This is a genomic window from Pseudonocardia asaccharolytica DSM 44247 = NBRC 16224 (assembly GCF_000423625.1).
Taxonomy (GTDB): Bacteria; Actinomycetota; Actinomycetes; order Mycobacteriales; family Pseudonocardiaceae; genus Pseudonocardia; species Pseudonocardia asaccharolytica.
This window is the reverse complement of sequence record NZ_AUII01000004.1, coordinates 50,477-73,927: the sequence shown is the minus strand read 5'-3', so window position 1 is coordinate 73,927 and position 23,451 is coordinate 50,477. Positions and strand designations below refer to the sequence as shown.

General features: G+C 72.7%; 18 protein-coding genes and 2 pseudogenes. 8 read left to right on the top strand and 12 right to left on the bottom strand.

Annotated elements, in window-relative coordinates:
- Positions 1–4 precede the first annotated feature (4 nt).
- Entirely contained in the window at positions 5–406 is a 402-nt protein-coding gene (locus G567_RS27060) for a helix-turn-helix domain-containing protein (RefSeq protein WP_147201060.1), read from the bottom strand.
- Here G567_RS27060 and G567_RS0106220 point away from each other — a divergent pair.
- From G567_RS0106220 to G567_RS0106195, 5 genes are all read left to right on the top strand, one after another.
- Positions 405–677, top strand: a complete 273-nt coding sequence (locus tag G567_RS0106220; RefSeq protein WP_028929306.1) for a type II toxin-antitoxin system Phd/YefM family antitoxin — start codon at positions 405–407, stop codon at positions 675–677. The two genes, G567_RS27060 and G567_RS0106220, sit on opposite strands and share 2 nt — an antisense overlap.
- Entirely contained in the window at positions 674–949 is a 276-nt protein-coding gene (locus G567_RS0106215; RefSeq protein ID WP_028929305.1) for a type II toxin-antitoxin system RelE family toxin, read from the top strand. Before G567_RS0106220 ends, G567_RS0106215 begins: the two co-directional genes overlap by 4 nt.
- A gap of 53 nt (positions 950–1,002) precedes the next feature.
- On the top strand, positions 1,003–1,326 hold the full coding sequence (locus G567_RS33970) for a hypothetical protein (protein WP_147201061.1): 324 nt from the start codon (positions 1,003–1,005) through the stop codon (positions 1,324–1,326).
- Positions 1,327–1,392: 66 nt separating this feature from the next.
- The gene (locus tag G567_RS0106200) at positions 1,393–1,590 is read left to right on the top strand and encodes a PIN domain-containing protein (protein WP_028929303.1); all 198 of its coding nucleotides are present in this window, start codon (positions 1,393–1,395) and stop codon (positions 1,588–1,590) included.
- 52 nt (positions 1,591–1,642) lie between these two features.
- Positions 1,643–2,314: a Dph6-related ATP pyrophosphatase gene (locus tag G567_RS0106195; RefSeq protein ID WP_028929302.1), complete on the top strand. Its 672-nt coding sequence runs from the start codon at positions 1,643–1,645 to the stop codon at positions 2,312–2,314.
- A gap of 148 nt (positions 2,315–2,462) precedes the next feature.
- Here G567_RS0106195 and G567_RS0106190 read toward each other — a convergent pair whose 3' ends face one another.
- The 11 genes and pseudogenes from G567_RS0106190 to drmA form a co-directional block, all read right to left on the bottom strand.
- Positions 2,463–2,816 carry a hypothetical protein gene (locus G567_RS0106190; RefSeq protein ID WP_028929301.1) on the bottom strand — a complete coding sequence of 118 codons (354 nt, stop codon included), beginning with the start codon at positions 2,814–2,816 and terminating at the stop codon, positions 2,463–2,465.
- A 3-nt stretch (positions 2,817–2,819) separates the two neighbouring features.
- Complete coding sequence (locus tag G567_RS27055) at positions 2,820–3,152, bottom strand: hypothetical protein (RefSeq protein ID WP_051232417.1); 333 nt, start codon at positions 3,150–3,152, stop codon at positions 2,820–2,822.
- Positions 3,110–3,304, bottom strand: a complete 195-nt coding sequence (locus G567_RS0106180) for a hypothetical protein (protein ID WP_147201063.1) — start codon at positions 3,302–3,304, stop codon at positions 3,110–3,112. Before G567_RS0106180 ends, G567_RS27055 begins: the two co-directional genes overlap by 43 nt.
- A gap of 215 nt (positions 3,305–3,519) precedes the next feature.
- Positions 3,520–4,407 (bottom strand): annotated as a pseudogene (locus G567_RS32840) (IS110 family RNA-guided transposase); the annotation flags it as partial.
- Positions 4,408–4,757: 350 nt separating this feature from the next.
- Positions 4,758–4,964 carry a hypothetical protein gene (locus G567_RS0106165; protein WP_028929298.1) on the bottom strand — a complete coding sequence of 69 codons (207 nt, stop codon included), beginning with the start codon at positions 4,962–4,964 and terminating at the stop codon, positions 4,758–4,760.
- 20 nt (positions 4,965–4,984) lie between these two features.
- The gene (locus G567_RS27050) at positions 4,985–10,858 is read right to left on the bottom strand and encodes a DUF3320 domain-containing protein (RefSeq protein ID WP_037056072.1); all 5,874 of its coding nucleotides are present in this window, start codon (positions 10,856–10,858) and stop codon (positions 4,985–4,987) included.
- A 19-nt stretch (positions 10,859–10,877) separates the two neighbouring features.
- A complete protein-coding gene (locus tag G567_RS0106155) occupies positions 10,878–12,422 on the bottom strand; it encodes a serine/threonine-protein kinase (RefSeq protein ID WP_028929297.1) in 1,545 nt (514 codons plus the stop codon).
- Between the two features lies 1 nt (position 12,423).
- On the bottom strand, positions 12,424–14,391 hold the full coding sequence (locus G567_RS0106150; RefSeq protein WP_028929296.1) for an N-6 DNA methylase: 1,968 nt from the start codon (positions 14,389–14,391) through the stop codon (positions 12,424–12,426).
- Positions 14,391–15,218 (bottom strand): DISARM system phospholipase D-like protein DrmC, encoded by an 828-nt coding sequence (gene drmC, locus G567_RS0106145; RefSeq protein ID WP_084795908.1) that lies wholly within the window; start codon positions 15,216–15,218, stop codon positions 14,391–14,393. The genes G567_RS0106150 and drmC overlap by 1 nt, the downstream gene beginning before the upstream one ends.
- On the bottom strand, positions 15,215–17,101 hold the full coding sequence (gene drmB / locus G567_RS0106140; protein WP_028929294.1) for a DUF1998 domain-containing protein: 1,887 nt from the start codon (positions 17,099–17,101) through the stop codon (positions 15,215–15,217). The genes drmC and drmB overlap by 4 nt, the downstream gene beginning before the upstream one ends.
- A complete protein-coding gene (gene drmA / locus G567_RS0106135) occupies positions 17,098–20,946 on the bottom strand; it encodes a DISARM system helicase DrmA (RefSeq protein ID WP_028929293.1) in 3,849 nt (1,282 codons plus the stop codon). The genes drmB and drmA overlap by 4 nt, the downstream gene beginning before the upstream one ends.
- A 62-nt stretch (positions 20,947–21,008) precedes the next feature.
- Between drmA and G567_RS37045 the strand changes: the two are divergent.
- The 3 genes and pseudogenes from G567_RS37045 to G567_RS27045 all read left to right on the top strand — a co-directional run.
- Positions 21,009–21,203: pseudogene (locus G567_RS37045) on the top strand (hypothetical protein); the annotation flags it as partial.
- A 199-nt stretch (positions 21,204–21,402) separates the two neighbouring features.
- Positions 21,403–21,789, top strand: a complete 387-nt coding sequence (locus tag G567_RS0106120; protein ID WP_161631676.1) for a PIN-like domain-containing protein — start codon at positions 21,403–21,405, stop codon at positions 21,787–21,789.
- A 324-nt stretch (positions 21,790–22,113) separates the two neighbouring features.
- Positions 22,114–23,406, top strand: a complete 1,293-nt coding sequence (locus G567_RS27045; RefSeq protein ID WP_051232415.1) for an HNH endonuclease signature motif containing protein — start codon at positions 22,114–22,116, stop codon at positions 23,404–23,406.
- The last annotated feature ends 45 nt before the right edge of the window (positions 23,407–23,451 follow it).

Below are 23,451 nucleotides of genomic sequence, written 5' to 3'. Positions count from 1 at the left end.
CCCCTCAAATCCTCCCGGCGTCCTCGATAGGGTCGTACAGCCCGGCGTCCTCGGATGCCCGCACCATCTCCTCGAGCCCAGCCGCGCGGGCCCGGCGCACCCGCTGCTGGTAGGCGAGCAAATCACGAAGCCGGATCCGCCGATGCCGACCGGGCTTGTCGAATGGGATCTTCCCAGCCTCGAGCAACCGAACCAGCGTCGGCCGCGACACGCCAAGCAGATCAGCGGCCTGGCTGGTGGTGAGCACGGTGTGCTGTGGAGTAACAGTGATCGCCAGGCCTTGGGACAGCGCTGTCACGACGTCCTTCAGGACCTCGTACAACTCCTCCGACAGCTCGATGTAGGCGCCGTCCGCAGCACGGAATCGCCGTCCGAGAAGCTCTGTATGTGCCACAATTGTGGCCATGACGATCGAGTCGCTGCGTACCGTCCGGGACCATCTGTCCGAGTTCGTCGACCGTGCCGAACGGGAACACGAGCGCGTGATTGTCACTCGCAACGGCCGACCCGCGGCGGTCCTGATCGGGTATGAGGACCTCGCCGCCCTTGAGGAGACCCTGGACATCCTCAGCGACCCCGAGGCCCTCGCCGATATCCGGCAGGCCGAGGCCGAGGCCGCCCGCGGCGAAGTGGTCCGCGGGGTTGACGCGATCCGGGCGCTCCGGCCGCGACGGTGACAAATCCGTACGAGGTCCAGCTTTCGTCGAGTGCGGTCCGGATGCTCCAGGACAAGCTGCCCGAGAGTGTGGCCGCAGCCGTCATCGAGTTCGTGACCGGAAGTCTCCGCATCAACCCGCACCGCGTCGGCAAACCGCTTCGCAGGGAACTCGCAGGCAGATACGCGGCGCGGCGAGGCTCGTTCCGCATCATCTACCGGATCGACGAGGACGAGCGGCTCATCACCGTGCTGCGCGTGGAGCACCGCGCGGACGTCTACCGGCCACGCTGACCCGCCGCTGCACTCGCCCGTTCGCCCTCCACGCGGTCCGGGAGGCCGGCACCATGGACGTCGTCGATCTCCTCAACGTTCGGGCTCTTCACGCTCTCGGTGGGCTCGACCCGTCCCTCTTGCCGGAGGATCCGCAGCCAGCGGATCACGACCTGGTCCGACAACCCGGTCCGGCGAGCGAGCTGGCCCGGCTTGGCCTGCGACCCTGTGCTCACCTGCGGCTGGTCCCGGAGCAGCGCCCGGCGGAGCGCAAGCGCATGGCCGGAGCGTTGGCGGGCACCGTCTCGGCCGAGGCGGTCGAGGCCCTGATTCGAGGACTCGACGAGGCGAAGGCCGAGCGCGTGGCGCAGTACAGCGAAGCCGCTTCGCAGGGATGAAGGTTGTCGCGGACTCGCACGTCCTGATCTTCGGCCCCGGGGGCCTTCGAGCCCCTCCGGCGGACCGTGCTCGACCCGGCGACCAACTTCGACGTGGCCCCGATCATGGCCGAGACCACGGAGCACTTCGACCGGGTCCTGCTCGATAAGCTGCCCGACCCATTCGATCGGTTCATCCTCGCGACGGCCGCGCAGCTGCGCACACCCCTGGTCACGGCGGATCGGGCCATCTCCTCGGCCGGGGTCGTTCCGGTCATCTGGTAGCCGTCCGATCGGTAGAGTGAGCAGGTTCGACCGCCGGGTAGGTTCTCCGGCGATGACAAACCCCACCCGCGGCTGGGTCAGCTGGTCCTCCGGCAAGGACGCGGCGTTCGCCCTCCACACGGTCCGGGAGACCCGCGCCGTGGACGTCGTCGGCCTCCTCACCACGATGAACGCCGCAACCCGCCGGGTCCCGGTGCACGCCGTTCCGCACGCACTCGTGCAGGCCCAGGCCGATGCCCTCGGCCTGCCGCTACACACCGTCGACCTGCCGTGGCCCTGCCCGAACGACATCTACGAAGCGCGCACGAACGAGGCGCTCACCGCGGCGGGCCGCGCCGGCGTCGAGCGGCTCGTGTTCGGCGACCTGCACCTGCGTGACGTCCGCGAGTACCGGGAGCGGTCGATCGCCGACTCCGGCGTCGCGCCGATGTTCCCGCTCTGGGGCCGCCCCACCGCGGAGCTGGCCGCCGAGATGCTGCGCTGCGGGCTGCGCGCCGTCGTCACCTGCGTCGACCCCGCGCAGGCACCCGCCGAACTGGCCGGCCGGTGGTTCGACGAGGCCTTCCTCGACGGGCTGCCCGACGGGGTGGACCCGTGCGGGGAACGCGGCGAGTTCCACACGTTCGTCGTCGACGGCCCGGGCTTCACCGTGCCCGTGGACGTGGCGGTCGGGCCGCCGGTGGAGCGGGACGGCTTCGTCGTTGCCGAACTGGCAGCAAGGTGAGCCACGACGCAACCGCCCGGGCCGCCGTTCGATCTCGGCGAGCGGGACGGACAGTGAGCATCGACGAGGATGCGCGGGTTATCACGGTGCTGCGCGTGGGGTCCCGCGCAGATGTCCACCCGCCACGCTGACCCCGCGGGCGCACTCGCTACTCGGTGGTTTTGGGGTGAGCAGGTCCGGCGGCGACGACCCAGACGATGCGACGTTCGGCATCCGGGCAGTACCAGATCCGCCCGCCCGCAGTGACCTCGTACTGCCACTGCTCCAGAGTCCGGCCTCCGATCACGCGCTCGGCGAGCTGCCCCCGGAGCCGGTGCTGGCGAGCCGGGTTCTCGGGACGGGTAGGCCGTTCGGTGAGCACGACCCACGCCTCCCAGGTGTTCGCCCGCGCGATCCGGCGGAGTTCCTCCCAGCCCTTCGCGGCCTCCGACGTCGCGAACCGAGCCTCCCAACCCCCGGAACGCGCGGGCGGAGCGACGCGGTCGCCACGCTTCGCGGGCATGAATCAGCTCCCGTCCGGTGCCGGGACCGGGCCGAAGTCCCCGTCGATCAGCCGAGACAGCTCCTCGGCGAGGGCCGGGTCCGCATGGATCGCGGCGGTCGCCCTCCACTCGACGAGCACCTGTGCCAGCACCGACCACTGGCCCAGCTCCGCTGACGCCTGCACCGCCCGGACGAAGTCCACGGCGAATCGTCGGCGATCGTCGTCGGGCAGCAGGTCGACCCAGGGGAACTCCTCGGTCAGCGACTCCAGCGCAGCCTCGTCCGGATCGATCCCGCCGTCGCCCGAGCGGCTCAGGTGCTCGGTGCTCGCGCCAGCCCGACCGCCGTATCCCATGGCGCGCTGAGCAGGGTGAGGACGAGCTGCTCCAGGAACGCGGGCGGTTGGTCGAGCACGCGCTGCAGGACCTCGGCCGCCAGTGCCTCGTTACTCTCTCGAATGGCCTCGGCGACCGCTTCCAATGGGGTGCCGCGGTCCGTCGCGGCCACGTCCACGGTCGCCCGAGGGTTCGTTCGAAGATGCTTCTATGACTGTCAAGCCGCCTGGTTGATCTTCTTTTCGGCTTTGGCGTGGGCTTCGAGGAGTCGGTAGATCTCGCGGGCGATAGCTCGTTTGAGGCAGCGTTTGATCTCGCGGGGGTCTTGCCCTCGGTGGTGCGGCGGGCTGCGTAGGTCTTGGTCGTCGGGTGATGTTGTAGACGTGAGAGTGCGACGGTGTGCAGGGCGCGGTTGAGTTGGCGGTCGCCGGAGCGGTTGAGCCGGTGCCGGACCGTTTTGCCGCTGCTGGCCGGGATGGGTGCGACCCCGGCGAGGGCGGCGAAGGCGGCTTCGTTGCGCAGCCGGCCGGCGTGGGACCAGGACACCAGGAACTGGGCGGCGGTGATGGCACCGACGCCGGGCAGCTCGAGCAGGCCGGGACAGGCCGCGGTGACGAGCTCTTCGAGTTCGGTTTCGTGTTCGGCGGCCTCGGCTTCGAGCATCAGCGCGCGGCGGGCCACGGCGCGGATCGCGCGGACGGTGGCGCGGTGCTCGATGCTGTGGCTGGGCAGGGTGCGCAGCCGGGCGCAGCGGTCAAGTTGTTGGTCGGTGGTGCCGCGGCGCAGCTGCTCGCGCAGGGCCTCGGGGGCGTTGACGATCAGCGCTTTGAGCTGCCCGATGGCCCGGGTGCGGGCCACTACGGCGCCTTGGCGAGCGGCCAGCAGCACCCGCATGGCTTCGCGGTCTCCGCGGGCTCGTGGCGCGGCCAAGTGCTCGCGTGCGAGGGCCTCCCGGGCAGCGCGGACGGCATCGAGCTCGTCGGACTTGGCGCCATTGCGCCGCGCCGGCCGGTCGATCTCCACGACCCACTCGCCACGTTCGAGCAGAAATGTGGTCAACCCGGCGCCGAAGCTGCCGGTGCCCTCGATTGCCCAGACCCGCCGGCCGTGGCCGTGCTTGTCGACGAAGGCGAGCAGCCGCTTGTAGCCCAGCGCGTCGGTGGTGCAGTCGGTGTGGGCGAGGACGGCGGTGGTGGCGGCGTCGACGAGCGCGGCGGTGTTGGTGTCGCGGTGGGTGTCGACGCCGATGACGACCTCGACCTGTCCTGTCAGCATGGACATGCGGTTCCCTCCGGTAGGGGCCGATGAGTCGGCGCCGGTCTGGGTGCGGTCACCGCGCGGCAGGACTGTGATGAGGCACGACCCACAGGTCGGCCAGGCTTCTGATCAGGCCAGCGGTTCGGTGGGCCAGGCCGGCGCCGGCGACCAACGACGACATATCCAACGCGAAGGCACGACACGTTCTCGGCCAGTGAGACTTTCGGGTCAGTCGTGGTCACCGGCACCGAGCCTGGCAGCGATCAACGAGTGACCGCGGCAGGCCAGCGGTTGCCGGACTGCGTGTCGCAAGCCCGGGATCGCGACGACCGCATCAAGACGACAAACCCGAAGAGGAATCGCACCGCTCATCGCGGTGTCGGGAGAAGGTCAGCCCCTTCACGGCCGGCGCGAGCACCGGAGGCGCTCATGGCTTGAGCGACCACTTCGAGTCTCACAGTGACATTTGTCCGAGCCCAGTAGTCCAGGTAATCGTCGAACCTGCTCAGCAACTGCATGTCGACCCGCTCCGGCCGCTCGGCCAGCACCTCCTTGCCGCGGGCGGTGATCTGCACATGTCCGCGCTGGGGACGAGTCAGCACGCCGTCACGATCCCGTCCTCCATCCGCAGCCGGCCCGACCGCAGACCCAACGCGAGCGCGGCCTTCAACCGCTGGGAGATGTCGGTGCCGAGGCGGCCCCAGCCGAAGACGGCCTTCATCTCGATGTGGAGCTCATCAGGTGACATACCGGCCGCTGCCGGCGCTGACGCCGCCATGGCGTTGACGATCTCCCGCAACGGGATCTCCTTGATCGGGCGCCCCGTGCCGTCGGGCGTCGTCCGGAACCCGACCCACTCCTCCGGTGTCCGCCCGGCCGGCCAGATCACCGGCTCGTCGGGGTCCTTGCGCAGCTCCCGGGGCAGGTGCCGGAGAATGGCCTTCTTGCGGGAACCATGGACCTTCGTCAGCCCGAAGGCGTTTGCCACGAGTCGCGCCAGACGATCGGTATGGATCGGGCCCTCGGCCTCCACCACCTCCTCGAGCGCGGCGGCCACCCGGGCAGCGGCCCACCGCGTCGGCAGAGCATCGAGCACCTCGACGGTCCCAAGTGGACAAATCTCCCACGGCACGAACACATCGGCGCCGAATGGCTCCGTTTCGTCCACCGGTGCAGGGATCGCGGCGGAGGCGACGAGCGTCGGGGCCAGTCCCTCGGAGGCGGCGGCGGAGCGCGCCTGCGAGCGCGGCGGCTCCGGCGCCGGGGGCGGTGACGCGGAAACCGAGGCCGAGGGTTGCGGCTCGGGGACAGGTGCCGGCACCGCGGCGGAAGGCCGCCTCACCACACGCGGGGCGGCGGCCAGGGACGCGACCAGCCGATCGAGGACCGCCTCCGGGTCGGAGAGCCAGTCCGGTAGCCACACCCGCTCGACCGCGGGCCAGCCGAGGACATCGGTCAGGACCTCGCGCGGCAGCGCGTCCCGGTCCCGGGCGGTCAGCCGCTTCGACCACGGCAGGCCGTCGAGCAGGACCGCGACGCGCGGCTCGTCGGGATCACCGAGCACCAGGTCGATCACGAATCCGGAGAGCCCGACGTTCGTCTGGACTACGATTCCCTTGTCGCGCAACCGATCCGCGATCTGTGCGCGATGCCGGTCCGGCACGGCTCGAGGCCGCGCATCGCGCGGCAGCGCGGCGGGCCCGTTCGCGGCCATCTCCAGGTACGTGCGCAGGTGCCGGAGCCCGACCGACGACGTCTCCTCGGTACGGAGCTGCGCCGGGGCGAAGCTGGAGTAGACGATCACCTGGCGACGGGCGCGGGTCACGGCCACGTTCAGCCGGCGCTCCCCACCCACCCGGTTGAGCGGCCCGAAGCTGAGCGGCAGCACACCGCGTTCGTTGACGCTGAACGCGGTCGAGAACAGCACGACGTCGCGCTCGTCACCCTGGACGTTCTCGAGGTTCTTGACGAACAGCCCGTCCGGATCTTCCAGGGCGTCGAGCAGCCGCTGGTCCCCGGCGTCGCGCAGCAGACCCTCGATGTACGCGCGCTGCTGCTGGTTGAAGGTCACGACGCCGAGAGAAGGCGGCACCTGCGGGGACGCGGCGAACCGGCGCCGGATCTCGGCGACGATAGCCTCGGCCTCGACCGGGTTGGTGCGCAACGTAACGCGTGGGCCCGAGCGGTGGAACGTCCCGTCGACCCGGACCAGCGACACCCCCGTTCCCGACGCCGCCGGAGCCGGGAACGACGACAGCTTGCCGTCGTAGTAGTGATGGTTGCTGAACGCGATGAGCGACTCGTCCTGGCTGCGGTAGTGCCAGGACAGCCGATGGCGTTCCACCCGCGCCTGGACACACTCGATGAGGATGGACTCCTCGTCCTCGACGATCTCCTCCGCACCGTCGGAATCCAGGTCGTCGCTCGCGAAGCTGCTCTCGGCGAACGACGTCGGCGGCATCTGCTTGCTGTCGCCGACCACCACCACGGAGCGCGCGCGCCCCATGGCCCCGATCGCGTCGGCGACGCGCACCTGCGAGGCCTCGTCGAAGACGACGATGTCGAACAGCCCCGCCGTGGCAGGGAAGAACCGGGCGAGCGAGTCGGGGCTGACGAGCACGCAGGGCAGCGCCCGGGTGATCAGGTCCCCGAACCTGGTCATCAGCTCCCGCACCTTCATACCCTCGCGTTTCATGGTGAGCTGGCGCTGCAACCGCCCGACCTCTCCGCCGGTGGCGCGCGGCTCGAAGTCCCGCGCCGCGATGACCTGGTGCGGCACGACGGTCGCAAGGTGGTCGCGGACGCCCCCCGAGGCGGTGACGAACCGGCTGATCGAGCGGTCGTGGGCCGACGGGTCGAACCGATCGAGGCCGGTGGTGCGGAGGCGCTCGTCGATCGAAGCTCGGGCGAGCCCTAGTTCGAAGCTGCGACGGGCCTCATCCGGATCGAGCGTGCCGTCGAGGATCGCGGTCCGAGCCTCGTGGAGGCCTTCGGCGCGCAGCGGCTCCAGATGGCCGAGCAAGTCGAGCCAGTGTCGCAGCGAGCCGAGCTGCGGATCGCCGAGCCCGCGCGCCGCGGCCGTCGCCCGCCAGCGGTCGGGCAGACCGGCGCCACCCGCCCACGCGGCGAGGGCTGCGGTCGTGACGCCGCAGACACGCAGGAGCTCGTCGGCCGCGGCGGCGGCCTCCCGCACCGACCGCGGATCGGTCTCGGGCGCCTGGGCGAGAACGGTGCGCAGCGGCGCGACGAAACGCGCACGGGCCGGGTCGGGATGCGCGGGATCGACGGCACCGGCCGCCCACCGCAGCCGCTCGACCCGCTGGGCAAGCGCCCGCCGGTCGTCCTCGCGGAACGGGTTCCAACCCGGCGGGAGGGCCAGGCCCGGGATCGCACACACCCGGCCGGCCAGGGCGTGCACCTCCTCCTGCAGATCGGCGAGCGTGGCGGTCAGCTCGGTGAGGCGCTTCGGCTTGATCGTGGCGCCATCCCGCATCACCGGCGCCAGCCGATCGCGCACGGCGATCAGGCGCTTCTTCCGGCCGAAGAAGCCGGACGCGGCGGCCGCCGACGCTTCCTCGTGGATCTCGGTGACCGGGAGATCGAGGACGCCGCTCGTCACCAGCTCGAGACCCGGGTGCGGGGCGGAGGCGAACTGCTCGACCGCGCGCAGGGCGCCCTCGACGGCCTGGCGCCAGCGCGGGGCACGGGCCTCGTCGAGCACCTGCAGCGGGGTTGCGATCTCGAGGAGATCGGCCAGGACGGCCAGATCGTCCGGCACGTGGACCGCCGCGAGGGCCGGCCCGAGCCCCGGCGGCAGCGCCGGCAGCGCGGCGTCGAGCCGACGGGCGGCGAGATGCGCGGCGGACACGTCGACGGCCGCGGGATCGTCGACGAAGGCCCACGGATGACCGGCCCCCGGGTGTGCGAGGTCGGCGATGTCGGGCAGCGTGCTGAACAGGTGCCGCAGCCGGGCCACCGTGTCCGGGCTCGCGCCCGTCAGCAGGGAATCGGGGACCGGCATCGGTGCAACGTCGTCCCCGATCGCGAGCGCGGCGCCGCGCGCCTCGTACAGGGAAAGGCCCGCGGCGTTGGACTCGTGGAGCTTCTCGGCGTATCGGGTGAGTACGCGTCTGGCCGCGCGCAGCTCCTCGGTTCTGATGCCGTGGTCCTGGATGTCGGCAGGGGCGGCGTGCTCGAGCGCGCGCTTGATCTGCTCGCCAACGGCGGCGGGTTTGCTGCCCTTGTCGTGCAGATCCAGCGACAGCGGCCCCATGCCGATGGCATCGAGACGCTTCTGGACGACGTCGAGAGCGGCCCGCTTCTCCGCCACGAAGAGCACCCGCTTGCCCTCGGCCACGGCCCGCGTCAACAGGTTGGTGATGGTCTGGGACTTGCCCGTGCCGGGTGGCCCCTCCAGGACGAACGTGCGCCCGGCGACGGCCTCGGCGATCGCGCGCAGCTGGGAACCGTCGGCGGGGACCGGGCAACATTCGTCGAGACCGTCGAGGTCGGGCGACGCCGGCGGGGGAACCGGGTCGGCGAACGCCTCGGTCGGCGTCTCGACCAGGTGCGCGACGAGCGGGTTCTCGACGAAGGTCGCCCAGTTCTCGTCGAGGTCGCGCCACAGCCGGAACTTCGCGAACTGCAGGACGGCGAGGTCCGCGGTCGACTCGACCCGGTACGGCAGCCCGCGCTCGGCGATCGCCCGGCGGGTCGCGTCGAAGGCTGCGTCGAGGTCGATGCCGGCGTTGTCGGTGACCGGGTCGGACAGACCCGGGATGTCGATCCCGTGCACCTGCCGCAGCTTTTCCACGAGGCAGAAGTTCGGGGTCGAAGAGCCCGCCTCGTCGAGCACGAGCCGGTACCGGCCGCCCCGTGCGTTGCCCCTCAGCGTGACCGGCACGAGGATCAGCGGCGAGCGCAGCACCCGGCCGTCCAACTCCCACGCCAGGGTGCCGAGGGCGAGGTAGAGGTTGTTGGCGCCGGTCTCCTCCAGGATCGTCCGGGCCTTGTACGCCAGACCGCGCAGGCGGCTCGGATACTGCGCGTCGGTGACGTCGGCGTAGGCGGTGCGCTTGCCCTGCAGAAGCTCGATGAGCGTGGCGAGTGGCAGTTCTCCCCCGTGGCGGATCCCGCGCTCACGGTCGATCGCGGCGAGGTCGTCGGATGGATTCAGGGTGATCGAGCCGCCCTGGTGCAGGAGGTCCTCGAGCAGCCCCAGGTGCCTGTCCGGTATGGCCAGCGACAGCGCGGAGCGGGCAGTGAAATTGATCAGACGGTTGCGCAGGCTGAGGTCGAGCAGGGCGTTCTTCCAGCGGGTCACGCGCGGGGGCTCGGCCGGCCTCCCTGGCGCGACCCGTCCGGGCGCGTCCCGCGGCGCGGAGACCGATGCGCCCGCGGCGGGTGGCGTGTAGCTGGTGACGATCACCTGGCCGTCCTCGTCGCGGGTCCTGGCCGGCAGCGGGAGAATCCGGTCCACCCGGGCCTGGTGCACGTCGACCACACCCACGACGTGGCCGAGGTCCCCGGTGAGATGGTCGGCGTAGGGGAGCCGCCGCGCCTCGGCTAACGGGATCGGCTCGGGTCGTACGGTCAGCGCGGTGGTCTCGGCGAGCCCCATCCGCCCGAGATCGACATCGTTGACGAGCCCGCCGACGTCGAACTCGGCGACCGTGCCGAGCGAGGTCTCCTCCCGCCAGTAGCCGAGGAAGGCGTGGCCCTCGGCGAGCCAGATCAGCGGACGAATCCCGGCCTGTTCCAGCGCCGCCGCCATGACGACGACGGTGTCGAGGCAGGTGCCGATGCGCTCGTCGAGCACCTCCCCCGGCGTCCGGACCTTCTGGCCGACATCGGCCCAGCTCGCCGGCGGCTCGGCGTAGCGGATCCCCCGCGCCTGCATCGCCGTATAGATCGCGGCGACGATCTCGTCGACCCGCTCCGGACCGGACTGGTAACCCTGCAGCGACGGACTTCCGGTGCTGCGCTGCAGGCAGTCGGCGACCTCACCCATGAGTGCGGTGACCGCCGGGTGATTGGGCATGACGTGTGCGGCGAGCATCTCCAGCGCGAGCGCCGGCGGCGTCGCGAGCCACTGGTGCGCGGCGAGCACCCCGGTCCGCACGACCTCCTCCGCCCGAACCACGCCGTCGATCTCCAACCGCGCCCGGATCACGCCCGGACGCTGCTCCTCGACCTGCAGCATCGCGGCGGGGTCGAGGACGAGCTTCAGATCGCTCAGGACGGCCGGCTGCCCGGCGTGCAGGTCGAGCAGGATCTCCCGCGGGGCACCGATCGACCCGGCGGCGTCGGCGACGTCCAGCCGCAGCCGCGCGCCCTGCGCGTCGGCCGGCACGTTCTCGATCGCGAGCCGGGAGATGACCGGGATCTCGTTGTGCGCCATCGCGTAGCTGAGGACGGGCCTGGCCTCGAGGACGATCGAGATCGGTTGTTCGTCCTGTACTGAGCTCACCCTTGCTCCTTTTCGATCGCTATGAGTCCATTGTCGACGGAGGGATGAGCTTGCGGATCGCCTCGACCGCGGCATCATGTGGCCCCTTCACCCGCTCCACATCGGCCAGCAGGCCGCGCAGCGTCTGCTGCGCGGCCTCCTGTCGCCCACTCCCCAGCTGCAACAACCCGATCTGTTTTCGCAGCTCCAGAACGCGCTCATCATCGGCGCCGTACCGTCCGCGCTCGACCTCCAGCAGTTCACCGAGCTGCCGCAACGCCTTGGAGGTCTGGCCGATCAGGGCGTTGCAGGTGGCCTCCTGCCGCCGGCAGCGCAGCGCGAGCTCCTCGTCGGGTCCGACGTGCGCGGCGATATCGGCGGCGAGGTCGGCGAAGGTCGGCGCGGCGCGGCGGTAGTCGCCACCGTCGAACCGGATGATCGCGAGCTGGAAGCGCAGGCTGAGCACGTCGGGGTCGGCGGCGCCGAGCATCCGGGTCGCGGGCTGGGCGACGGCGGCGAGCACCTCGGCGGCCTGGCTGTAGCGCGACTCGCGGACCAGTGAGTCCGCCTCCGCGCGGGCCCGCTCCAGTTCGCCGCGGCTGAACCGCTGGGGCGCATGCGGCTGGGCGGCCGCAGCTTCGCGGGGCGGAGCGGCGGGTTCAGAGACGCTGAGCGCCCGCCCGACCACCGAGGCGTACATCCGAACCGGACTCGGCACCGACGGCGGCGTCAGCACCCCGGGCAGCATGCCGAGCTCACCGACGAACGGCAGCAGCCGCCGGTAGACCGCATCGGCGCTGCCGGGTCGCTCCTCGGGGGCCTTGGCCAGCAGCTCGAGGACGAGCGTCTCCAGCCCGGGGGGAACCTCGCCGCGCACCGACCGGACGGCCGGGGGTCGCTCGTCGACCTGTTTGGTCATCACCGCGTAGGCGGTCGCGCCGCGGAACGGGCAGCGCCCGGTCAACATCTCATGCAGCGTGCAACCGACGGCGTAGAGGTCGGTCTGCGGTCCGGTCATCCCCGCCAGCACCAGCTCGGGCGCCATGTACGCCGGCGTGCCGAGCGTCTGCCCGGTGCGGGTGATCTGGGAGTCGCTGGAGGCGAGGGCGACCGCCAGCCCGAAGTCGAGCACGCGCACCGTGCCATCGGAGCAGAGCATCAGGTTGCCGGGCTTGAGGTCGCGGTGGATGAGCGACTCGCGGTGCGCGGCCGAGAGCACCGAGCAGGTCTGGGCGGCGATCGCGGCGGCCCAGCCGATCGGCAGCGGGCCGTGCTCGGCGATGAGGTCGGACACGCTGATCCCGCGGATCCGCTGCATGACCATGAACGGGCGGCCCGCCTGGGTGCCGACGTCGTACACGGCGGGCACGCCCGGGTGTTCCAGGCGCGCCGTGATGCGTGACTCGCGCACGAAGCGGCGCACGAGCTCCTCGTCCGCGACGTCGTCAGGGAAGCGGATCAGCTTGACGGCGACCTCGCGCTCCAGCCTGATATCGCGTCCGAGCCAGACCTCGCCCATTCCACCCTTGCCGACAGGCAGCTCGTCGAGCTCGTATCGGCCGTTCAGGATTCTGCGGCGGGCCATCTCACCGCTCCGCCGCCAGCCGACCACCGGCCAGTCCCTCGAACCCCAGCCTGATGAGCGCCTCCCCCGCCTTCGTGGACCGGCGCAGCGCGTCGGAGAACGCGAACAGCCTGCGGAACGCCTCGCCGTAGCCGCGCTGCTCGTCGGGCGGCAGGAGCGGGATCGGCACCCGGCGGGCGTCGGTGCGGCTCAGCGCGCTCGTGCCCCGGGTGGCGGACGACGACCCGGCGATGCTGAGGAACCCGGCGAGGAAATACGGGTCCAGCCGGTCCGGGTCGGCGCGAAACGACAGCAGCCGCGGGCCGAGCACCGCACCGGGCTCGGTGATCACGCGCACGGCCATGTCCCGTCCCGCCATGGCGGGCGCCACCACGTCGCCTGGCTGAAGCAGCACGATGCCGGGCTGCTCCCGGGTCCGGCCGGTGGGGCCGCGGCGGGCGGTGACGTCCTTGACCGTCAGCACCGGCAGGTCGCCCTCGTCCAGCGTGGTCCGAATCGGTGCCTGCAGCAGCTCGACGACCCCGGCCTTCGTCAGCTCGCCGAGCGTGGTCATCGGCAGCTCGCGGGGGGTCGGCAACGTCGCCAGCTCGGGCACCAGCCCGGGCAGGCCGACGAGCGCCGCCACCAGCTCGGCGCGGGCCTCGTCGAAGTTCGTCTCGGTGACGGCCGAGGGGGATGGCACGTGCCGCGCCGGGGAGAGGTCGACCTCGTCGTCGAGCAGATCGATGATCCGCACCGCGCGGCTGTGCTCGGTGTCCCCGCGGGCAGGGTCGGCGCGAAACCCGTCCCAGATGGCGGTGACGAGGTCCAGGTCCGGGGCGACGACCATGAGCACCGTCGACGGTGGCGTGTCGCCGGGCCGCGGGCGGCGCAGCACCCACAGGTCCGGCTGAGGCCCGCCGTCGGCGGGCAGCCCGATGACGGCCCGCAGCGCCCCCGAACGCAGAAGGTTCCCGCGGATCCGGCGCCCGGGCCGGCGCAGCGCCGCGCCGGGCGGCATGACCAGCACGACGAGGCCACCGGGTTCGGCGTGCGCCAGGCAGTGCTGCACCCAGGCGAGCTCCGGCTCCCCGCGCGGCGGCAGCCCGTACTCCCACCGCGGGTCGCCGGCCAGCTCGTCGTAGCCCCAGTCCCGGTCGGCGAACGGCGGGTTGCACACCACGGCGCCGAACCGGCGGTCGGCGAAGGCGGGCGCCCGCAGCGAGTCGCCCGCGACGATCTCCACCCCGGAGCGGCGCAGCAGCAGCTGCGCGCCGGTCAGCCTGGCCGCGGCGCGCGCGAGGTCCTGCCCGGCCAGCGTGCTCGCGCCCGCGGCGTCCGCGGCGGTCAGCAGCTCACCGGTGCCGCACGCGGGGTCGAGGACGGATCGCCCCTGCACCTGCGCGAGCCGGACGATCAGAGCGGCGATCGCGGACGAGGTCACCGAGAGCCGCCGCGAATGCGCGTCGAGGTAGCGGCCGACGAGGAACTCGAAGGTCGCCGGCGCCCCGCGCTCCGCCACGACATCGGCGACGGTGCGCAGCGCACCGATCCACTCGGCGTCGGACCGGTCCGGGAACCTGCCGGGCAGCTCGGGTACCGCGGCGGTCACCGCGCCGCCGGCCGCGGCCCCCAGCTGCTCGTCCGGCCCGGCCGCGAGGCCACGCCAGGTCGCCGGTTCCCGGTGGACGAACACCACGAACGCCCCGAGGTGACCGATGAGCGCGCCGAGTTGCAGGTCGTCGGTCTCGGTGCGCAGCCACTGCCACACCCGGTCCGCGGCCGAGACGCGGATTCCGCGGCCGTGCCGGGTCAGCCACTGCTCCACATCGGACAATCGGTACAGCGGGCTCGACGCCGTGCCCCCGACCGGCTCGGGGAAGTCGGTGAACCGGCGGCGCCAGTTGCCCACCGCGGCACGCCCGACCCCCGCCAGCCGGGCGATGTCCACCGCGGCGACGGTCGCGTCGGTCAACTGGCCGTTGTTCATCAGTTTCCTCCCGGATGGAGCCGGACCAGGACGCCGGCCGCGATGAGCCGGCCGATGTGCTCGGCGGCCCGTCGCGGGGCGTGGCCACCGCGGACGAGCACCCCGGCCTCGATGTTGGTCGCGATGCCGGACTGGGTGAGGTTCGCGCTGGAGACCAGCAGCGCCCGCCGGTCGGCCACCGCCACCTTGGCGTGCATCCACGCGCCGTGCTCCGGGCGCGCGCCCGGGGGCCAGTGCCACAGCTCGACGCCGGGGACCGTGCGGAACGCGGCGGCCGGCTCGGTGCCGGCCAGCGCCCCGGCCGCGCCCTGCAGGGTCTCGACGACGATCGACACCCGCACCCCCCGGGCCCGCGCCGCGGTCAGCGCGGCGAGCACCGGCGGGTGCTCGCGCGCCGAGTACGCCATCAGCAGCAGCTCCCCGGTGGCCTCGCCGACCACTTCCGCCAGCACCTGTGCCGTCGCGCGCACCGGGACGGCGTGGCTGCGCGGCCCGCTCCACACCGACTCGATGCGCTCCGCGGCGGCGCTGCGCCCGTAGCCGTCGGCGACCCCGCGCAGGTAGGCGACGGCGACCGGGTCGGCCAGTCCCGCCTCGGCCTGGCCGGCCCGCACCGCCCGGACGGCCTCGGCGTAGCCGGCGACGGGCAGCGCGCCGCGCAGCGCGGTGTCCGACAGTCCGCCGGCGATCCCCTCGGCGAGCGCGTGCAGCCGGGCGGGCCCGAGCGCCTCGACCGTCTCCCCCACCGCTCGCTCGAAACGGCTCAGCGCCGATGGTTCGCTCGCCCGCTCGCTCAGCGCCGACGGTTCGCTCGCCCGCTCGCTCACGGCAGTTCCGGGTACAGCGCCAGCTTCGGCTCGTCGACGGGCACCACGAACCGCCGGTCGAGGAACCGGTTGCCGCGCTCGCAGGTCGTCTCGGAGACGAACAGGCACACGTGGCAGGCCGCGCCGTGCAGGAAGTCGGCGGGCGCGGCCGGGAGCCGTTCACCGCACAGCGGGTCGGACGAGCACCGCCTCGCGTCGCCCAGCGCCCGCCGGAACAGGCGGGTCAGCTCCCGTTGCTCGCCGAGCGAGACCAGGCCGCCGAGGGTGCCTTCCGCGTCGGGCACCGCCGTGTAGATGAGGATGCCGCCGCGCGGGTCGTCCTCGTTCCCGGCGTAGATCCGCTCCGACAGGCTGGCGGAGCTGTACCCGCACTCCAGCGCGATCGTGCGGATGAGCAGGTGCGACAGCGTGTGCATCGCGATGTACCGCGCCCCGGGCCAGTGCGCCATCGCCTCGAAGGGACCCTTGATCCGGTCCGAGTAGCGGTTCTCCCGGAACCGGCCGTAGGCCGCCTCGTGCGCCGCCACCGCGGCCGTCCCGGCGACCCGCTGCTCCCAGTCGCGCAGCAGGTCTTCGGGCAGCCGCAGGAAGATCCCCTCCCCTCGGACCTCGCTGGCGGGCACCCAGGTCGGGGCCGACCTCGCCAGGGGCGCGGTGGTGACGAGGTCGGGGTCGTCGGGGTCCGGGGCGTCGAGCCGGGTGAAGCCGACGAGGGCGCGGACCTCGCGGAGCCGCTCGGCCTGCACGACGTCGGCCAGCACGCCGTCGAGCTGCGCGGGCACGCCGGGTCGGTGCAGGGTGAAGTCCTCGTGCGGGTCGGGAGCCGGCGTCGCGGTGAAGATCTCCCACTCCGCCGTGCGCAGATCCGGGTATCCGGTGGTCCTCGGCTCCTGCTCGTCGACGGCCGCCGTGCGGTGCGCCTCGACCGCGGCCCAGAGCTCGTCGTCGTCCCACTTCTCGAACTCGCGCATCACCGGCACGTTCGCCCGGGCGAAGGGCAGCATCTGCTCGGGCAGGCCCGCGAGCACCACCCAGTGCTGCTCCACCTTGGTCGCGAGCTCGCTCGCCCCGGTCCTCGGCACGGCCAGCGCGGACAGCGTCCGGGCGAACCACTGGTTCGACGCCCCGACGACGAGCACCTTCGGGTCCTCCGGGCAGCCTTTCGGGTCGAACCAGGTGAGGTGGGCGTGGCGGCCCCGGCAGCGCGGCAGGTTCTGCTGGTTGCGTTTGCCCAGCGCCTGGCGGATGTTGCGCCGCGCGTTGCAGTTGATGCACCGGATCTCGACGTTGGCGCCGAGGTTGCCGCCGCGGTCGTCCATCCTCAGCCGTGGGAACGTCGCCTTCGGGCAGTCGCCGCCCCGGTGCACGAAGTGCGGGTACGGGAAGTCGTCGAGGTGCCCGCGGGTGCAGGTCAGCACGAACCGGGCCGCGACGGCCAGCGGCCGGCGCCGAGACTTGGGGCAGTCGGCGTGGAAGAAGCGGGCGTCGTGCGGGCGGCGCGGCTTGTCGTTCTCGAACGAGAACACCGCGCCGGTGACCGGGGCGAGCTCGTCGCACGCGGTGCAGCGCAGCCACGCGGGGAACGGGGTGACCGGCACGCCCACCCGCGACGCCGGCCCCTTCGGGTCGGTGTCGATCCCGTCGCGCCACGGGGCGGGCCGCAGCGCGTCGACCGTCTTCATGTTCCGCAGCGCGCGGACCGCGGCGAGCAGCCGCGGCTCGTTGATCGGCCCCAGGTCGGAGTCCTGGTCGGACCAGTCGTCGAGGCCGCGCACCAGCACGGAGAAGTTGGGCAGGTCGACCAGCGAGCCCACGCCGCTGGTGAACATCAGGTGGCTGGGCCGGACCGAGCCGACCCGCCTCCGGTGCGCTCCCGCGCTCATCGTGAGCCCTTCCCGGTCAGCGTGGTGTCCCCCAGCTCGTCGCCCTCGGGCTGGGACTCCTCGTCCGGACCGGCGTCCGGGTCCGGCGGCGCGAACGACCATTCCGGCTCCCCGTAGGGCGGGGCCTTGAGGTCGGCGGGGACGAGCAGGTTGATCTCGTTCTCGGTCTCGCGCATGGACATGGCGACGGTCTGGTCGTCCCACCTCCCGTCGCCCGCGCGGTGCAGCAGCCCGCGGAGCGGCTGGGCCCCCTTCGACTCCTCGTAGCCGAGCTGGGTGTCCGTCGCCGTCCGCAGCTGCTGCCAGACGTCGGCGAACCGTTTGATCCGTTCCTCCAGGTACTGCCGGCCGCGGTCCCCGTCGACGGCGGCGGCCCGCCGCAGCATCCGGTCGACGACGCGGGCGACCACCGGCCCGTCGAGCGGGACGTCGTGCGCGTCGCGGTTGCGGGAGTGGGCGTCGTCGACGTTGCGGACGGCGGCGACGAGCGTCCCCGCCGTGCCGCGGTCGAGCGAACGGCGGGTGAACGGGGTGACCGACAGCGCCTCGACCTGCCGGTAGAAGGTGGCGTGGTAGTGCTCGAAGTCCTCGTAGTGGGCGAGATCCCGGGGCCGGGACCAGTTGTAGAGGGTGACGACGAGCCCCGGCCGGCGCGCGTCACGACCCACCCGTGAGGACGCCTGGATGTACTCGGCGGTGTTCTTCGGCTGGCCGGTGACGACCATCAGCCCGAACCGGGAGACGTCCACGCCCACCTGCAGCATCGACGTCGCGAGCACCACGTCCACCGGCCCGTTGTCGCCGCGCGCGAACGATTCCTGGGCGAGTGGGTGCACCGGTGTCCCGTCCTTGCGCGACGCCGCGTAGTTCGCCGCGACGGCGCGCCGGCGCGCCGAGGTGTCGAGGCGCTCGTCGAACCCGACCTCCAGCCTCGTGAGCGCCTGGCTGATGTCGGCCGAGGAGATGCGCGAGGTCAGCTCGGTGATCGTGAGCATCCCGGTGCGGGTGACGATCCGATCGGACAGCCCCTTGTGTCGGCCGTGCCGACGCACCCGGGTCGCCACGTCGTCGTCGAGGTAGCGGCGCATGCCGGCGAGCTCGCGGGTGGCGTTGAAGTAGCCGACGAGCGTCAGGTACGGATCGGCCGGCGCGCCGTGGGTGTCGAGCAGCGTCTGCCCGGCGAGCAGCAGGATCTCGGCCAGCCGGATCTCGGCGGACTTGAGCCGCACCCCGTGCGCGCAGACGCCCAGGTAGCGCCGCCCCGGCCGCTCCGGCGACACGGGCACCTGGCGGGAGAAGAACGTGTCGGTGACGTCGAGCACGGGCGGCGGGAAGATCGCGAGCCGCCGTCCGAACACCCCGAGCACCTGCGCGCGGGCGCGTTTCGTCGTCGCCGTCGAGGCGACGATCTTCGGACCGGTCTCGCTGCCGTCCGGTACCGAAGGGTCGCTTGCGGGCCCGAGCATCGGCACCGAAGGGTCGCTTGCGGGCCCGAGCATCGGCACCGTCCAGGTGCACAGCTCGTCGACGGCGGCCTCGAACAGGCCCACGGTGGTGCCGAGCGCCCCGGAGATCAGGTGCAGCTCGTCCTGGATGATCAGGTCCGGCGGGCGGAGGCGGACGACGGGCCGGCTCTTGACCGCGGGCCACGAACCCTTGGCGTGGTGCCGGTCGGCGCAGCCGATGCGGGCGTCGAGGTCGGCATGCCGGTAGCCGTGGCGGGGGCAGCGCTCCCGCACCCGGCCGAACAGCATGCCGGCGAAGCCGCGCCAGGGCAGCTGGGCGAGCTTGTCCACCGTCGCGATGACGAGCGCGGGGGTGTAGCGGTAGATCTCCTCGTCGACGGTGAGGACCGGCAGCCCCTCCGCGGAACGCGTCCTGGAGAACGGGCACGCATCGATGCCCTCGGCGTTGGGGCAGAACAGGAACACCCGGCGCGCGACCTCGTCCGGCTCCAGGTCCCGGTGGCCCTTCAGCGCGGTCCCGCACCACGGGCAGGCGAGCGTCTGCAGGACGTTGACCCGGCGGCCCTTCCCGGCCTCGCGCGCCTCGGCGATCTGCTCCTGCGCGTCGGGGTACCAGTTCGGCGAGACCCCGCCACCGACCCACAGCCCGATCCGGAACGGCGCGGTCCCCCAGGTGGCCTCGTCCTCGCGGCGCACCACCTCGGCCGCGCACACCAGCGCCGCGGCCCGCTGGAACTGCTGCGCGGTGAGCAGCCGCAGCGTGTAGCGCATGAGGACGGCGACCCCGTCGGCCCCGTCGCGGGCGTCGGCCCCCTCGCCGACCACGCCGTGCCGCCGGCGGATCGCGAACGTGTACGCGGTGAGGCCGAGGTAGGCCTCGGTCTTGCCGCCGCCGGTCGGGAAGAACAGCAGGTCGACGGTGGCGTCCGGGCCGGCCGCCCGCTCGGGGTGGCCCGGGTCGGTGAGCGAGGGCAGGTTGAGCAGCACGAACGCGAGCTGGAACGGCCGCCACGACGCGTTCGCCGGGTCCTGTACGCGGGCGAGCGCGTCGGCGTAGCTCAGACCCTCCTTCTCGCCCGAGCCCGTCTCGTGGCGCAGCCGGGCGAGCGCGGTGTGCCGGCGCTGCAGCGCCATGACCCGGTTGGCGAACCCGAACGCGGCCAGCGCGTCGTCGTGGCCCGGCTCGCCCGGCGTGGTCAGCAGGCGGATACCGGCGCGGATCCGTTCCGCCGCGGCGCGGGCGGTCCGCACGGCGTGGGCGCCGGTCTGCTGGAGGTCCGGTGGGAGCCGGCCGACCGCGGCGTCCTGCTCCCCCAGCCACTCGTCGTAGCCGTCGACCAGCGGCGCCAGGACGGCGCGCAGCGCGGCGGGATCGGCCTCGGCGAGCGCGTCCATGGACAGCTGCGCCCCCGAGCCGGCCGCGGACGTCGAGGGGACGTCGTGGGTCGGCAGCCAGGTCGTCTCCAGCTTCCACGCGCACCGCCGGTCGCCGTCGCGGACGTGCGGGTGGACCGCGACGTTGTGGCCGGTGGCGTAGCGGCGGTGGTGGCGGTAGAGCAGGCGCAGATGCGTCTCCTCCACGTCCTCGGTGGCGCCGGCTCCCCCGTCGGCCGGGTCGTCGACCGGGGTGAAGACCGCGGCCTGCCCGTCGAGCGCGGTGACGACGATCCGGGGCTGGAAGAGCCAGGCGGTGTCGGCGTTGCGCTCCGGTTCCTGCTGCGCGTTGACCAGGACGAGCTGCACCACGCGGTGCCCGTCGCGCGGGCGGACGTCGACGGCGAGGTGCACGCCCGGGGCGTCGGGGTCGGCGCCGTCGAGCGGGATGCGCCGGGTCGGGTCGCCGTCGAACCGCACCTCTCGCTCGTCGGCGACCGGCTCGCGGAACCAGACGCTGCGCGTCCTGCCGTCGGCGTCCTCGGTCTCCTGCTTCGCGTACCGCCCCCAGGTGGTGGTCACGTGGAGCGCGTGGACGTCGTCGCGGACCGCGCAGGACAGCCCCATCGACGACGCCCAGATCCGCCCGAGGTTCTGCGGGGTGACGACCTCGGGCAGCTCGGCCTCGCCGTCGCCCTGCACCCCGGACTCGGTGTCGGGCACCTGGTCGGCCTCGTCGCGGGCCGACCTCGGTGTGTGCTTGGGCCCGAGCATCCCGACGAGGTACCGCTCGCGGGGGCCCTGCGCGCCGGGGCGGAACTGCTCGTGCTCGCCGTCCCACGGCCCGAGCAGGTCGCGGCGGATCAGCTCCTGGAGCTCGTCGCGGACCTCGTAGGACGTCGCGGGCGTGAAGTCCTGCGCGCACTCGAGCGGGTCGGGCCGGTCGGGCAGCGGCGGCTGCTCGCCGTGCGGGTTCGGGAAGAGCCCGCGCTCGGGGTTCGCCATCAGGCCTCGGCCTCCTCGCGATTCGCCGCGTTCCGCCGGTCGCGGCCCGCCGGCCTGCTGCTGTGGCGGAGGCTTCGGACGATGTCCGGTTCACCGTGCCGCTCCACACCTCTGCCGAGGCGGCCGGCCATCTCGACATGTCGCCGACCACCTTCGCCACCTGGGTCGAGGGATATCGCCGGGAGTTCCCGGACCGCCCCCCGGTGACCGGGAAGCCACTGATCACAGGGCTGCCCCCGCTGATGCGCGGCGGCCCGTCCGTCAACTTCGGCAAGCCCTACTTCACGCATACCGGTACCCCCCTTCGCCGTCGTGCGCGACCTGCTCCGCGCCGGAGAGACGATCGGGGACGTCGCCGGAGACTTCGACCTGAAGGTCGACGAGGTCACCGAGGTCGCGCAGCGAGAGGGGGTGCTCGCCGCGTGAGCACCCCGCCGCCGCTCCGGCTGTTCCTCGATCGGAGCACCCAGGGGGCGGCGGTTCGTCGAGGCGGTTCGCCGTCACGTCACGGATGTCGAGACGATCAACGACCGCTACGGTGTGCGGCCCGCCGAGACGGTTCCCGACGTCCGCTGGATCGCCGATGCCACTGCAGATGGGCGCATCCTCGTCGGTGCCGACCGTTTCATCCTGCGCAACCCGCTCGAGCGGCACGCCATCCGCCGAGCCGGGGCTCGGTACATCGTGTTCGGCACGAACGACATGCGCATGGTCCGCATGATCGAGCTGTTCGAGGCGAATCTCCCGCTGATCCGCGCGCCGGCAGGCCGGCCGGGGCCGTGGGCGTACCGCGGTGCACAGCACAGCCTCGACCGGCTCGTCCTGAACTGCCACGACATCTGATCCGACGGGCCTCATCCACACCTGGCTCACGCCTCGATCATCGCGGTGGCCGAGCGGCTGTGGGTGGCCGATATCGCCACCGTCGATCTCACGATGGCCGGAACGATGAACCCGGTGTGCCGGCTCCAGCCGTTGCGCTGGGTGTTCCAGCAGGGTTGGCCGTCCGTCTCTCGACCGAAGCGGGATGCGGTCGGTGCGCGCTGTCCACCCGTGCCCGGGGAGCCCCGTTCGACCGCCGCCGAGTGGCCGTTCGGTAGCGCTGGAATGCCTCTGACCTGCGACGAATGACCGACTGTCGAACATCAGTTCGAGTAGGCTGGGGTCGTGTCCGAGAGTCCGCTGCCCGCCGCGCACCGCCTCGCCGTCGAGGCGCTGGACGCGCTGTGCGCCGCGGGTGGGCCGGGCGCGGGCGACGACGAGCTGGTCTCGGTGCTGACCCTGTGCGAGGGCCTGGCCCGCCGCCTGGACCGGCTGGTGGTGAGCGCGGTGGCGGCGTTGTCCCGGCGCGGGGTGTTCGCCGAACGCGGCTACCCGTCCACCGCCGCAGCGCTCGGGGATCTGCTGGGCTACGAGCGGGCCGAGGCCCGCCGCCGGGTGGTGGCGGCCGAGCAGGTCTGCCCCCGGGTCGGGCTGGACGGCGCCGAGCTGCCGCCGCGGCTGGCGGCCACCGCCGCGGTCTTCGCCGAGGGCCGCACCACGCTGCGCCACGTCGAGGTGATCGCGAAGATCCTGGCCACCCCGGCGGCCGGGCGGCTGACCCCGCGGGTGTGGGCCGGGGCGGAGCACGACCTCGCGGACAAGGCGACGATCTACACCCCCGGCGAGCTGGCCGGCTACGGCAGCCGGCTGGTGGAGATGTTGGATCAGGACGGGCCCGAACCCGACGACGAGCCGCCGGCCCCGGTCAACGAGCTGCACCTGGCCCGGCACCGCGACGGCAGCGGCGGCACCCTCACCGGCCGCTTCGACGACGCGGCGCTGTTCGATGCCATCGCCACCGTCATCGACGCCAAGGCCGCGCCGCTCACCGGCGACGACGACCGGTCCACCCCGCAACGCCAGGCCGAGGCGCTGGCCGAGGTGTGCGGGTACGTGCTCGACCACGCCGACGGCGTGCCCGACTGCGGCGGGCACCGCCCGCACCTGAACGTCCTGGTCCGGCTGGAGGACCTGGAGGCCCGGGCCCGGTCTGCGGTGCTGGACTTCGGCGGCTCGCTCACCCCGCCCGAGCTGCGGATGCTGGCCTGCGACGCCGCCGTCGTGCCGATCGTGCTGGGCGGTGCCGGGCAGCCGTTGGACGTGGGCCGCTCGACCCGCACGATTCCCGACGGGCTGCGCCGCGCGGTGGCCGCCCGCGACGGCGGCTGTGCGTTTCCCGGGTGCGGGAGAACACCGTCCTGGTGCCAGGTGCATCACATTCTGCCGTGGGAACGCGGCGGCGAGACCAAACGGGACAACCTGGTGATGGTCTGCCGCGTCCACCACCGGATGGTGCACCATTCCGGCTGGGTGGTGCGCCTGCGCGATGGGCTTCCCGAGTTCATCCCGCCGAAATGGATCGACCCCGACCAGGCACCCCGGCGACGACCACTCCCCCACCCGAGCGCCGCAACCTAGCCGATCTGCCCAACGCCGCAACGCCGTCGCCACCGCCGCGCATAC